This window comes from Sphingomonas sp. RS2018 (assembly GCF_054489605.1).
In genome coordinates this window covers 529,905-542,966 of record NZ_JBTMWL010000002.1, presented here as the reverse complement: position 1 = coordinate 542,966, position 13,062 = coordinate 529,905, and the positions used below count along the sequence as shown (strand labels likewise).

The window sequence follows — 13,062 nt, the reverse complement described above, 5'->3', positions numbered from 1 at the left end:
TGGTAGCGGAGGAGGGACTTGAACCCCCGACCCCAGGATTATGATTCCCGTGCTCTAACCAACTGAGCTACTCCGCCCCGGCGTCGGCAAGGCGCGCCCAATAGGTCGGCACCGCGGGGCGGTCAAGCGAAGTTGTGGGTGGAGAGCGCTTCCCACGGCCCGCCACGATACCACCAGCTCGCCAGCCCGCGGATGACGAGCGGACGGCGGCCGAACCGCGCGTCGATCGACGCCTTTAGCGCGCGGGATTGGGCGGGTTCGACCTTGTTCTGGATGGTGACGTGCGGGCGCCAGCCGGCGCGGTCCTGCGGGGTCAGCAGCGGCGCGAAGACATCGGCAAGTTCGGCACGGATCGCGACCAGATCGGGCGATTCGATGCGATAGGCGACGCCGCGCCCGAGTTCGATCGTGCCGGCCAGCCACGCCTGCGGCGCCGCGATGCCACGGGTAAGTGCCGACAGCCGCTGCTTTAATTCCGCCGCGATGCCCGGCGGCAGGTGGTGGAACATCGTCAGATGCGCGGCGAGCTGGTTGCGCTCGGGCGGGAAATGCTCGCGCCGTTCGGCATCCAGCGCGGCCGCGTCCGCCGGGCCGAAGGTCGCGGTGACGATGATCGGCGCGGAATCAGAAACGGAACATCTCCTTGCCGATGTGGGTGATCCGGCATGTCAGGTCCCCTTCACCGCTGGCGACGATGTAATGCGTACACGCATCGACGATGCCGGTCGTGAAGACGACGTCGTCGATGTACATCAGGTCGCGCAGCGGTTCGGTCAGCGCCGGTGCCGGTTCCAGCAGCGGCACGTGCTGCGTCGCCACCACCTTCGACGGATCGTCGCGGTCGAGCATCGACCAGTAGGTGCGATAGATGCCGACCACGCCCGAAGGCTCCACCCCGTGCCACAGAGTCAGCCAGCCGCGTTCGGTCAGGATCGGCGGCGTACCGCCACCCATCCGCGCGGTGGCAAGCGTCGCGGCGTGCGGGCGGATGCCGGGACGGTCGAGCGGCTTCCAGTGGAGCGCGTCGGGCGAGGTCGCGAGATTGATCGACGGCCCGGCGCGCCATTCGCTGCCGGGAGGATAGGCGAAGTAGAGGTCGCCGAGCGGCCGGGTCTGCGCCCAGTATTTGCCGTCGACCAGCCCTTCGAATATCAGCATGTCCTTGTTCTGGTGATCGAGGACGATGCCCTCCAGCCGCCAGTCCATCGCATCGTCGGACGTGTAGAGCGTGGTCGAGTGCCGTTCCGGGCTGACAGAACAGGTGGTCATCAGCCAGCGGTCGCCGACTCGGCTGATCCGCGCATCCTCGACGCCATAGCATTGATAGGGCGCGCGCGGCGTGATCGCCCGGTCGTAGTGGATCGCGACGATCGACAGGCCGTCGGGCGTCATCTCGACCGGCAGCAGCCAACTGAGCGAGGTCAGCGCCATCACCTTCCACCCGCCGCCGCGCATCATGAACTTGCGGGGATCGCTGGTGTCGACATGTTCGAGCGGCCACGCGTCGAGGACGTAGCCATCGTCGCTCCAGCGGATCGCGTGGATGTGGCCGTCGTGGATCGGCGTGCGCAGCGCCTCCGCCACCCGCACCATCAAGAGCAGATTGCCATTCGGCAATCGCGTCATGCCGGGGTTGAAGGCGCCGAGCACATAGGTTTCGGCATCGAAATGCCCGCGCAAGGGCGAGCGCGTGAGGTCGACGTCCTGCGGCGTGAAGACCAGCCGGTCGATGCGATCGCTCATTCGTCGAGCACCCGCGGGACGATCGTCAGTTGCTGCACGACGGTCCGGCGCGGCTGGGTGAGGATATAGTGGACGCCGACCGCGATATCCTCGCCACGCAGCATCGTTTCCGCGTGAATCATCTCGCGCTGCTTGTCGGCGGGAACGTCCGGATACTGCATGTCGGCGCCGGTCTTGCCGGGTTCGACCAGCGCGACGCGAATGCCCTTCGGACCCAGTTCGCGACGCAGCGCCTCGGCGAAGCCGGCGATGCCCGCCTTGATCCCGGCATAGACGGTCGAGCCGGGTCCGAGCACATGCGCGCTCATCGATCCGGTCAGGACGATGTCGCCCTGCCCGCCCAGCTTTTCGACCGCGGCGTGGGCGCTCATCAGATAGGCGGTGAAATCGGTCGCGATCGCATAACGGACCTCGTCGGCGGTCATGTCGGTCAGCCCTTCGGCAGCGACGGCGGCGTTGATGACGGCAACATCGACGCCGCCGAGTGCCTGCGCGCCCGCGTCGAAAAAGCGATCGACCGCACCGTCCTCGGCCAGGTCGATGGCGATGCCCTGCCCCTCGCCGACCTCGTTGATCCGCTCCAGCGCGTCGCCGAGATGCGCTTCGTCGCGGCCGCAGACGAAGAGTCGCGCACCCTCCGACGCCAGCAACACGGCGATGGCGCGGCCGATGCCGGTGGTGCCGCCGGTCACGAGGACGCGGCGTCCCTTCAGGCTTTGAATTTGAGTGTGGGCGTCTGAAACGTCGGTCATGGCGGCTCCCGCAGGGGTGTACCGGGGAAAGGCTTCAGGCGTGCGAGGGTTCCCTGACGATCTGCGCGAGCAGCCGGTCGATGGCGTCGGTCGCCGCGGGCTCCTCCAGCGTGGGCGCATGGCCGACGCCCGCGATCGTCACCAACTCGGCGTGCTCGCCCAGCCGCTCCACCATCCGCGTCGCGGACCGCTCGGCGAGGATGTCGGAGCGCTCGCCGCGCAGCACCAGCACCGGCTTGCCAGCCAGCGCGTCGAGCGCGCGCCACATATCGGGGCCGTTCTGATTGCCCGGCACACGGAACGGCTCGGCGATCTTCATGTCGTAGTCGAGCACGACCCGCCCCGCCGAATTGAGCCGGTAGAGCCGCTTCGCCATCGCGAGCCAGTCCTCCAGCGTGTAGGCGGGATACACGTCGCGATTGCCCTCGCACAGCGCGCGGGCGGCGTGCAGCCAGGTCGGGTGCCATGTGCTGCGCCCGACATAGCTGCCGATACGCGCAAGGCCGGCGGGGTCGAGCTCCGGCCCGACGTCGTTCAGCAGCGCGCCGGCGATCCGACCGCCGTCAGTGCCCGCCAGCAGCATCGTGACGATGCCGCCGAGCGAGGTGCCGAAGGCGACGACGCGGCTGAGCTTCAGTTCGTCGAACAGCCGTTCGACATCCTGCATGTAGGTGAGCGGCACATAGCTCATCGGATCGGCGGCATAGGCGCTCTCGCCCCGCCCGCGGAAATCGAGCGCGATGACGCGCCAGTCCGGTGCGAGCCGCTCCGCCACGCTTTCGAAATCGCGCGCGTTGCGGGTCAGGCCGGGCAGGCACAGGATCGGCGGACGCCCGTCGGCACCACCCGCATAATCGCGGTAGTGCAGGCGCAGGCCGTCGTTCGACCACCAGTAGCCGTCTTCGAACGAAGCATTGCGCGAACCTGCCATCGCCACCCATATCGCCGCATGACCCCGATCCTTCAAGAACATCGCAACGCCCCGACACGCGCCGCCTGGTCGGGGGAGCGCGCGATACTGTCGCTGGGCGATGGCTTCTACGATCCGGTCGCGGCAGCGAACTTTCCCGAGACGCGGCTGCGCTTCCGCAACGACCGCGCGGCGGCGGAGGTCGGACTGGCGGGATTGGACGATGCGGCGTGGGTTCGGCACTTCGGCCGGTTCGTGCCGCTGGCGGATAGCCTGAGCGAGCCGCTGGCGCTGCGCTATCACGGGCACCAGTTCCGCACCTACAACCCCGACATCGGCGACGGACGCGGGTTCCTGTTCGCACAGGGACGCGATGGCGCCGGGCGGCTGATGGATCTCGGTACCAAGGGATCGGGGCAGACGCCGTACAGCCGCTTCGGCGACGGGCGGCTGACGCTGAAGGGCGGCGTGCGCGAGATACTAGCGACCGAGATGCTGCAGGCGCTGAACGTGCCGACCTCGCGCACTTTCTCGCTGATCGAGACGGGCGAGGCGCTGGAGCGCGGCGACGAGCCCTCCCCCACCCGCTCCGCCGTGCTGGTGCGGCTGAGCCATTCGCATATTCGCATCGGGACGTTCCAGCGGCTCGCCTACCTGCGCAATGCAGACGCCATGGCGGGGCTGGTCGATTACGTGCTGGTGCAGTTGCACGGCGATGCGCCGGGCGATCCGGTGCGGCTGCTCGACAACGTCGTGTCACGCGCGGCGGTGCTGGCGGCCCGCTATATGGCGGCGGGGTTCGTGCACGGCGTGCTCAACACCGACAACATCAATGTGACGGGCGAGAGTTTCGACTATGGCCCGTGGCGTTTCGTCCCGAACTGGGACGCGTCGTTCGTTGCGGCCTATTTCGATCACGGCGGGCTGTACGCTTTCGGGCGGCAGCCGGAGGCGATCCATTGGAACGTCATGCAGTTGGCGGTGTCGCTGCGCGCGCTCGTTGAGGCGGAACCGCTGATCGCGGTGCTGGACAGCTATGCCGAGCGCTATCAGGCGGCGGTGACCGAGGCGCTGCTGTGGCGACTGGGCGTCGTGCCGCGCGGCGGGGACGAGGATCGCGCGGCAGTGGCGGCGCTGGAAGCCGCGCTGCGCGCCGCGCCGTCGATCGACCGGTTGTTCTTCAATGCGTTCGGGAAACAACCGACCGGCGATGCGGCGCTCGACGCCGCGCTGACGCCCTACGCCGCGCGGCGCGACCGCGACGATCCCTACTGGTCGGGCGAGCCCTGTTCGATGCTGATCGACGAGGTCGAGACGATCTGGGCGGCGATCGACGAACGTGACGACTGGGGGCCGCTGGAGGCCAAGGTCGCGGCGATCCGGGCGATGGGCGCGGCGCTGGCCTGACGCCCCTTGTGACGGTTAACGATTTTCGGCAGGGATCGGGGATGACGGGGCAGGACATCATTTCGAGCGAGCCCGCGACGGGCGAGGTTTTGTGGCGCGGCGTGTCGTCGGATGTCGACGCGGAGGTCGCGCTGGCGCGCGACAGCTGGGCCGGCTGGGCGTCGCAGCCCGTGTCGTACCGCATCGAGACGCTGCGCCGCTTCGCCAATGTCGTTCGCCAGCGGGCGGAAGCGTTCGCCGACCTGATCGCGCGCGAAACCGGCAAGCCGCTGTGGGAAGCCAGAACCGAGGTCGACACCGTCGTCGCCAAGGTGGACATCTCCGTCTCCGCCCTGTCGGAACGAGCGGGACAGCGCCGGTCGGAAGCGCCTATGAACACGCGCATGGCGCTGCGCCATAAGCCGCACGGCGTGCTGGCAGTGCTGGGGCCGTACAACTTCCCCGCGCACCTGCCCAACGGCCACATCGTCCCCGCGCTGCTGGCGGGCAATGCGGTGCTGTTCAAGCCGTCGGAAAAGACGCCGGCGACCGGCGCGTTCCTGGTCGAATGCTATCATGCCGCCGGGGTGCCCGAGGGGTGCGTGCGGCTGGTGCTGGGCGGGCCCGAAACCGGCAAGGCGCTGGCCGCGCACGACGGCATCGACGGGCTGCTCTTCACCGGATCGGCGCGCACCGGCCATGCGCTCAATCGCCTCTATGCCGAGCGACCGGAGAAGATCCTGGCGCTGGAGATGGGTGGCAACAACCCGATCGTGGTGTGGGATACGCCCGACCTGCACGCCGCCGCGGTGCTGGTGGTGCAGTCGGCCTTTACGAGCGCGGGCCAGCGCTGCACCGCCGCGCGACGCCTGATCGTCGACGAGCGGCTGGCCGACCCGTTGCTGGACGAGATCGGCAAGATCGTCTCGCGCATCATCGTCGGCGCGCCGCACGACGATCCGCAGCCATTCATGGGGCCGGTGATCGACAACGACACAGCCGATATGCTGGGCGAAAGCTTTCTCGCGCTGCTGACGATGGGTGGGCGACCGCTCACCCATCTGGAGCGCCCGCAGGCGGATCGGCCGTTCCTCACGCCCGCGATCATGGACATGACCGAGGCGCGCGAGCGACCCGACATCGAGCTGTTCGGCCCCATCCTGCAACTCTATCGTACCGGTAGTTTCGAGGAGGCGATGGGGATCGCCAACGACACCCGCTATGGCCTGTCGGCCTCGCTCGTCAGCCAGGATCCGGCGCTCTACAACCGCTTCTGGGCAACGATCCGCGCCGGCATCGTCAACTGGAACCGACCGACAAACGGGGCGTCGTCCAGCGCACCGTTCGGCGGCATCGGCTGGTCGGGCAACCACCGGCCGAGCGCCTATTACGCAGCGGATTATTGCGCCTATCCGGTCGTCAGCAACGAGGCGGACCAGCCGCGCGGGGCGATCGGGATCGGGTTGCGGGATATCGTCGGGGATCGGTAGGGGGGGTCGGACATCGGTCCCCGACAAACTTTCCTTACCCGTGCCAAAGCATCGCTGGTTTGCCGCATCCGCCAGCGCGGGCCATCTGACGGAGCATGGCTAGCCTTCTCGATCCCACCGCCCGCGGGCGCGTCATCCTGGTCGGTGCGGGACCGGGCGATCCCGGTCTGCTGACGGTCCGCGCGGTCGAGGCGTTGCGTCAGGCCGACGTCGTCGTCCACGACGGGCTGATCGACCCTCGCGTGCTGGATATCGCCCCGCCGGAGGCACACCGCATCTCGGTCGCCAAGCAGCGCGACCGGCATACGCTGCCGCAGGAAGGCATCAACGCGCTCATCGTCGCGCATGTCCGGCTGGGGCAGATCGTCGTGCGGCTGAAGGGCGGCGATCCGTTCATCTTCGGACGTGGCGGCGAAGAGGTCGAGGCGGTGCGTGCGGCCGGGCTGCCGGTCGAGGTGATCCCGGGCGTGTCGGCGGCGCTGGGCTGTGCCGCCGAAGCAATGCTGCCGCTGACGCACCGCGACTGGTCGAGCGCGGTCAGCTTCGTCGCGGGACAGTGCAAGGGCTTGCAGGATCAGGACTGGTCCGGGCTCGCCGGCAAGGGCCGCACGCTCGTCATCTACATGGGCGTCGCCACCTGCCCCGCCATCGCCGACAAGCTGATGGCGGACGGCGTCGCGCCCGACATGCCGGTGGCGGTGCTGGAGAAGGGGACGCTGAGCGGCCACCGTGCGCTCCGCACGCTGCTGGCGGACCTCGGCGACATGGTGACGCGCGAGCGGGTCGGGTCGCCGGCGATCATCGTCGTGGGCGAAGTCGTGCTGCTGGCCGATGCCGAGGACCGGCTGGGCACGCTGGCCGCGCAGGCGGAGGCGATGGCGTGAAGCTGCTGACGGGCAACGACCTCGCCAGCGGCGACGTGGTGTGGTGGACCGGCGACGGTTGGTCCCGGCACGTCGAGGACGCGGTCGACGTCGATGAGGGCGGCGAGAGCATCGCGCGCAGCGAGGAAGGCGCGCGGCGCGTCAACGTGCCCTATGTCATCGACGCGACGGCGACGCCGGACGGCCCCCGCCCCGCCCATATCAAGGACCGCATTCGCGCGCTGGGCCCGACGATTCGCGCCGACCTGACGCTGAAGCCGGCCGATCCGGCAGCGGGAGACTGGGTGATATGAGCGGCATTTCTCTGCCGCTCGCCCCCTCCACCACGCAACTCCGCGTCGCGGTTCTCCTCCCCCTGTCGGGGAGGATTTAGGAAGACCATGTATAAATACGACCAATACGATCAGGCCATCGTCGACACGCGCGTCGCCGAGTTTCGCGATCAGGTGGAGCGGCGCCTGTCGGGGGCGCTGAGCGAGGATCAGTTCAAGCCGCTTCGGCTGATGAACGGGCTCTATCTGCAGCTCCACGCGTACATGCTGCGCGTCGCGGTGCCGTACGGCACGCTCGACGGGCGGCAGATGCGGATGCTTGGGCATATCGCGCGCAAGTACGACCGCGGATATGGGCATTTCACGACGCGGCAGAACCTTCAGTACAACTGGATCAAGCTGGAGGACGCCCCCGACATCCTGGCCGAGCTGGCGACGGTGGAGATGCATGCCATCCAGACCAGCGGCAACTGCATCCGCAACATCAGTTCGGATCAGTTCGCCGGCGCCGCCGCCGACGAGGTGACCGACCCGCGCCCCTGGGCGGAGCTGATCCGGCAGTGGTCGACCTTCCACCCCGAATTCACCTACCTCCCCCGCAAGTTCAAGATCGCGGTGATCGCCAGCGACAGCGACCGCGCGGCGATGCGGCTGCACGATATCGGCATCCAGCTGGTCGAGCGGGATGGCGCGATCGGCGCGCGCGTGTTCGTCGGCGGCGGCATGGGCCGTACGCCGATGATCGCGGCGCAGATCAGCGACTTCGTGCCCGCCGCCGACCTGCTGTCCTATTTGGAAGCCTGCCTGCGCGTGTACAATCGTCACGGGCGGCGCGACAACATCTACAAGGCGCGGATCAAGATCCTGATCCACGACCTGGGCGCAGAGGAATATGCGCGGCAGGTGGCCGATGAGCATGTCGCGGTGAAGGCGCTGGGGCTCGATCCGCCCGCCGCCGAGCTGGCGCGGATCAGCGCGATGTTCGCCGCGCCGCCGTTCGAGACCGGCCTGACCGACACAGCCGACCGCAGCGATCCCGACTTCGCCGTGTGGCTCGACCAGAATGTCGCGCCGCACAAGCAGCCGGGATACGCCATCGTGACGGTCAGCCTGAAGCCGATCGGAGGCATTCCGGGCGATGCGTCGGCCGATCAGATCGACCTGATCGCGGACCTCGCCGAACGCTACTCGTTCGACGAACTGCGCGTCACGCATGCGCAGAACATCGTCCTGCCGCATGTGGCGATCCGCGACCTGCACGCGGTGTGGACGGCCCTGCGCGAGGGCGAGCTGGCGGATGCCAACCTCGACCTCATCAGCGACATCATTGCATGTCCGGGGCTCGATTATTGCAGCTTAGCCAACGCGCGGTCGATCCCGGTCGCGCAGAAGATCGCGACACGCTTCGCACAGGGTGGACGCGAGCGGGAGCTTGGCGAACTGAAGCTCAAGATTTCGGGGTGTATCAACGCGTGCGGCCATCACCACGCCGGACACATCGGCATCCTCGGCGTCGACAAGAAGGGCGTCGAAAATTACCAGCTGCTGCTCGGTGGTTCGGGCGCGGAGGACGTCAGCCTCGCGAAGATCACCGGCCCCGGCTTCGACGAGGACGGCGTGGTCGATGCGATCGAGAAGGTCACCGACCTCTACCTCGCCGAGCGGACCGACGGCGAACGCTTCCTCGACACCTATCGCCGCCTCGGCATGACGCCGTTCAAGGACGCGATCTATGGTTGATGCCCCCCTCGCCTTTCGCGACGATGCGACGCTGGAAGAGCCGGCGGTGACGCTGGACGGGTTCCTCGACCAGGCGGATGCGCATGCGGTGCGGCTGGAGGCGGGCGAGGATGCGCGCGCGCTGCTGCCGCATCTGTCGCGGCTGACGCTCGTCGAGATCGCGTTTCCGACGTTCCGCGACGGGCGCGGCTATTCGGCGGCGCGCATCCTGCGCGAGGCGGGCTACACCGGCGAGCTGCGTGCGCAGGGTGACGTGCTGGTCGATCAAGTGCCGTTGATGCGCCGCTGCGGCTTCGACAGCTTCGCGCCGCAGGCGCCGATCGATGCGGGCGTGCTGGCGGCAGCGCTGGCGCGACATGACGACGTGTACCAGCGCGCGGCCGACGGCCATGTGCCGGTGTGGAAGCTGCGACATGGGTGAGGCGGTGCGGCGGATCGTCGATACGATCGACCTGGCACCCCGCTGGAGCGCGGACGATGTCGCGCGGCTGGAGCGGCGCTTCGCCGGGGCGGATGCGCCGACGATGCTCGCGACGCTGTTGCGCGAGCGGTTGCTGGGCGAGGTCGGCCTCGTGTCGTCGTTCGGGGCGGAATCGGCGGTGCTGCTCGACCTGGTCGCAGCGGTCGATCCATCGGTGCCGGTGTTCTTCCTCGATACCGGCAAACATTTCGCCGAGACGATCGCGTATCGCGACGTGCTGGCCGAGCGGCTGGGGCTGAGCGACCTGCGCGTGCTGACGCCGGATGCGAACGAACTGGCAGCGCGCGATGAGGCCGGCCTGCGCTGGTCCTACGATCCCGATGGCTGCTGCGACCTGCGCAAGGTCCGCCCGCTCGAGCGCGCGATGACCGGGTTCGACGCGAGCATCACCGGGCGCAAGGCGTTTCAGGCGAGCACGCGTGCCGCCCTCCCCCGCTTCGAGCTGGACGGCGATCTGCTGAAGGTGAACCCGCTGGCGACATGGACGCGCGACGACATCCAGGCGCATTTCGCCCGCCGCGATTTGCCTCGCCACCCGCTGGAGGCTGAGGGCTACGCCTCGATCGGCTGCGCGCCGTGCACGAGCAAGGTGGCGCCCGGCGAAGACCCCCGCTCGGGCCGCTGGCGCGGGTGGGACAAGACGGAATGCGGCATCCACTCGCCCGTCGACGATCCGGCGTTCTAGATGCTTGCACCGCGCCGGGCCGCCGCCTAATCGCGGACCCGCGCTGTGGGCCTGTAGCTCAGCGGTTAGAGCTGGCCGCTCATAACGGCTAGGTCGCGGGTTCGAATCCTGCCGGGCCCACCAGCGTGACCGTGCAAGCACACGGTCACGCGGCCGGCGGCGCAAAGCGCCGTCCGACGACGCGGCTTCGCCGCGGCGTAAACCGGCTTTCGCGATATCATCGAAAATGGCTGAAAAAAATGGTCGGGGAGACAGGATGGGAATATCTACCTTCTCGTGACATAGGACTGACCACGAGTCGCGGTTTTCTGCGGGTTTAAGACTCCACTTGCTACAGCACCCGTGCTACGAGTTGCTACAGCACCTGCACGGAGAATCCGCTTTTCATGTCTCTCGCAACCTACCTTGTCCAGCGCGGCAAACGTGGCACTTGGCAGCTTCGCGTGCCGATCCCGCGAGCCCTCCACGCCCCCGGGAAGCCCAAGGAACGAGTCAAGTCGATGGGCACGACCGATCGCCGCATCGCTTCTGACCGTGCCCTGGCTGTGCTGGACGACTGGAAGCGAGAATGGGCAACAGCGCGAGGTGAGACGTTTGCGGCGATGCCCGCGCGACAAGCATCGCCTCGCCACGACGTGACAGTGCCAGCACTGGTGCTTGGCCAGCATGAGGCTCTGTTGCAGCAACTTGAAAGCCAGCGGCGTGCCCTTCCGGCAGACGATGCCGCACAGGACGCCGAAATGACGAAGCGGGCAATGGACCTTCGCCGCTTGACCCGCCGGCATGCCGATGGCGACGACGCGACGTTCCGGGCCATGGCAGATCGCATGATTGCGGCCCGCTCGCTGCCGATTGTGGAGGGTAGTTCGGAATACGAGGCGCTGGTCGCCGGGCTGGCGGAAAGCGCTATCGAGGCGCTGTCGGTTCATCAACGCCGATACTCTGGCGAGCTAAACGCGGAGCCTAGAAGCGCGCTCATTCGCGATGAGCGTCAACGGCAAGCCGATAAGGCTAAAGCTGGCGAGGCATTGCTAGACCTGTTCGACCGCTATGCCGAACAGCGTCTCGCCGAAGGCCGCAAGCGCGACGATACGCTCAAGCAGGACCGCAAGGTGATCGAGCAGTTCGCGGCGTTCGTCGGCGTCGATCGGGCGGTCGCATCGATCAAACCGGAGCACGTCCGCGAGTACCGCGACACATTGCGCCGGCTACCGCCCAAATGGCGCGACCGCGCCGATATGCGTGGCTTGTCGATGCGGGAGGCGGCAGCGAAGGCCCGTGCTTCCGAGATGCAGCGCACCGCGCTGACGACCGTCAACAAGCACCTTTCCACCATATCGCCGCTGTTCGCGTGGCTCATCAAGGAACGATGGGACTTGTCGAACCCATGCGCCGGCCTGTTTCACGATAAGGTGCGGGGCAAGAACCCGCGCCCGCCCCTCGGCACCGATCGCCTGAACAAGGTGCTGACATCGCCCCTGTTCACCGGGTTTGAGGCGGACGGCAAAGAGCACCGCCCCGGCGAGGTTCGCGCGAACGACTGGCGATACTGGATTCCTTTGCTGTGCCTATTCACCGGCATGCGCGTAGGCGAGGCGGCACAGCTCCGCGCCGAAGACGTGTCGCAGCATGAGAGCGGCGCGTGGATCATCGATATTCAGCACGCCCCGGAGAAGGGACAAACGACGAAGGCGGGGCAATCGCGGGCGTCGGTGGCGCACGCAAAGCTGGTGGAGCTTGGGTTCGTCGCTTTCGTGGAACAACGCCGCGCCGCTGAGGGCGACAGCCGTCTGTTCCCTGAGCTGGTGGCAAATGATCGTGATCAGCTAGGCGCGGAGCCTTCGGCGTTCTGGCGCGACTACCTAACGCGCGTCGGCGTGAAGGCCGGTGCCGATGGCTTAGGTGCGCATAGCTTCCGGCATGAACTGGCAGACCGGCTTCGTGTTGAGGTGGGGCTTGTCGATGACCAGATCGCCGTCGCGCTGGGGCACGACCAGAAAAGCACGACCGCTGGTTATGGCGCGGTGCGTCAGGGCACAGTGCGTTTCCTCGCGCCGGTGATCGAACAGGTGCGGTTCGATGGCGTAGATTTTATGCCACTGAATAACGCCCATAAAAGCCCATAGAGCGGCTTTTTATGAATTTGGCTGTCCGTGGCCACAAGTCTACGAAAAACCGCTGCATGGCCCGTCCTCGGCGGAAATAGAGCCTATTGCGTCACACATGTTGCCGACATACCACACGCCGCGACCGATGCGGGGCGCGAAATCGTGCGTCCGACCAAGTTGCCCGCCGGGAGTTCGTGACCCACGTCGAACCCCCTAGCGCGCGTACGCGTGTACACGTACGCGCATTATGCGCACGCGTAGCGCGTGCTCGCTCGCGGGCGCGCATCCATAAAAAAACAAATAACTAATATTCTAAGATTCATAATTCTAAGATTCGTTTTTCTTCTCACTTCGTTCGAAGAAAAGGAGCGACGTTTTCACGTCGCTCTTTTTGTCAAAAGTTTCGATTTGCAACTGAATGCGTATCAAGCCGAAGCCGCAGCCATCGGCGTGGCGTGTGTCCGGCATGCAACAAACCTATTCCCATCGAACGCGAAATCGGGTATCATGCTCGGCGTTGGAATGATCCCGACGAAACCCTCTCGGAGTGCGAGGCTAAAGCACTCCAGCATCCCGGTGTGCTCAACCACCTGAGGAAGTCCGGCGCGAAG

12 protein-coding genes and 2 tRNA genes are annotated in these 13,062 nt (G+C 67.0%); 9 read left to right on the top strand and 5 right to left on the bottom strand.

The features are described 5' to 3' along the window. From ACX40P_RS07710 to ACX40P_RS07690, 5 genes are all read right to left on the bottom strand, one after another. Positions 1-77: transfer RNA gene (locus ACX40P_RS07710), tRNA-Met, on the bottom strand. Positions 78-122: 45 nt separating this feature from the next. Further along, entirely contained in the window at positions 123-614 is a 492-nt protein-coding gene (locus tag ACX40P_RS07705; RefSeq protein WP_459126036.1) for a 2'-5' RNA ligase family protein, read from the bottom strand. A gap of 10 nt (positions 615-624) precedes the next feature. Continuing rightward, complete coding sequence (locus ACX40P_RS07700) at positions 625-1,743, bottom strand: glycoside hydrolase family 130 protein (RefSeq protein ID WP_459125730.1); 1,119 nt, start codon at positions 1,741-1,743, stop codon at positions 625-627. Further along, entirely contained in the window at positions 1,740-2,495 is a 756-nt protein-coding gene (locus ACX40P_RS07695; protein ID WP_459125729.1) for an SDR family oxidoreductase, read from the bottom strand. The genes ACX40P_RS07700 and ACX40P_RS07695 overlap by 4 nt, the downstream gene beginning before the upstream one ends. A 34-nt stretch (positions 2,496-2,529) precedes the next feature. Continuing rightward, on the bottom strand, positions 2,530-3,426 hold the full coding sequence (locus ACX40P_RS07690) for an alpha/beta fold hydrolase (RefSeq protein ID WP_459125728.1): 897 nt from the start codon (positions 3,424-3,426) through the stop codon (positions 2,530-2,532). A gap of 18 nt (positions 3,427-3,444) precedes the next feature. Between ACX40P_RS07690 and ACX40P_RS07685 the strand changes: the two genes are divergently transcribed. From ACX40P_RS07685 to ACX40P_RS07645, 9 genes are all read left to right on the top strand, one after another. Continuing rightward, a complete protein-coding gene (locus tag ACX40P_RS07685; protein WP_459125727.1) occupies positions 3,445-4,812 on the top strand; it encodes a protein adenylyltransferase SelO family protein in 1,368 nt (455 codons plus the stop codon). Positions 4,813-4,853: 41 nt separating this feature from the next. Next, a complete protein-coding gene (gene astD, locus ACX40P_RS07680) occupies positions 4,854-6,281 on the top strand; it encodes a succinylglutamate-semialdehyde dehydrogenase (RefSeq protein WP_459125726.1) in 1,428 nt (475 codons plus the stop codon). Positions 6,282-6,376: 95 nt separating this feature from the next. Then, the gene (cobA, locus tag ACX40P_RS07675) at positions 6,377-7,165 is read left to right on the top strand and encodes a uroporphyrinogen-III C-methyltransferase (protein WP_459125725.1); all 789 of its coding nucleotides are present in this window, start codon (positions 6,377-6,379) and stop codon (positions 7,163-7,165) included. Further along, the gene (locus ACX40P_RS07670) at positions 7,162-7,458 is read left to right on the top strand and encodes a DUF2849 domain-containing protein (RefSeq protein WP_459125724.1); all 297 of its coding nucleotides are present in this window, start codon (positions 7,162-7,164) and stop codon (positions 7,456-7,458) included. Before cobA ends, ACX40P_RS07670 begins: the two co-directional genes overlap by 4 nt. Before the next feature lie 87 nt (positions 7,459-7,545). Beyond that, positions 7,546-9,177 carry a nitrite/sulfite reductase gene (locus ACX40P_RS07665; protein ID WP_459125723.1) on the top strand — a complete coding sequence of 544 codons (1,632 nt, stop codon included), beginning with the start codon at positions 7,546-7,548 and terminating at the stop codon, positions 9,175-9,177. Further along, a complete protein-coding gene (locus ACX40P_RS07660; protein WP_459125722.1) occupies positions 9,170-9,598 on the top strand; it encodes a DUF934 domain-containing protein in 429 nt (142 codons plus the stop codon). The genes ACX40P_RS07665 and ACX40P_RS07660 overlap by 8 nt, the downstream gene beginning before the upstream one ends. Then, positions 9,591-10,343 (top strand): phosphoadenylyl-sulfate reductase, encoded by a 753-nt coding sequence (locus ACX40P_RS07655; protein ID WP_459125721.1) that lies wholly within the window; start codon positions 9,591-9,593, stop codon positions 10,341-10,343. The genes ACX40P_RS07660 and ACX40P_RS07655 overlap by 8 nt, the downstream gene beginning before the upstream one ends. A gap of 47 nt (positions 10,344-10,390) precedes the next feature. After that, positions 10,391-10,466 (top strand) — tRNA-Ile (locus tag ACX40P_RS07650). 263 nt (positions 10,467-10,729) lie between these two features. Beyond that, positions 10,730-12,469: a tyrosine-type recombinase/integrase gene (locus ACX40P_RS07645; RefSeq protein ID WP_459125720.1), complete on the top strand. Its 1,740-nt coding sequence runs from the start codon at positions 10,730-10,732 to the stop codon at positions 12,467-12,469. The last annotated feature ends 593 nt before the right edge of the window (positions 12,470-13,062 follow it).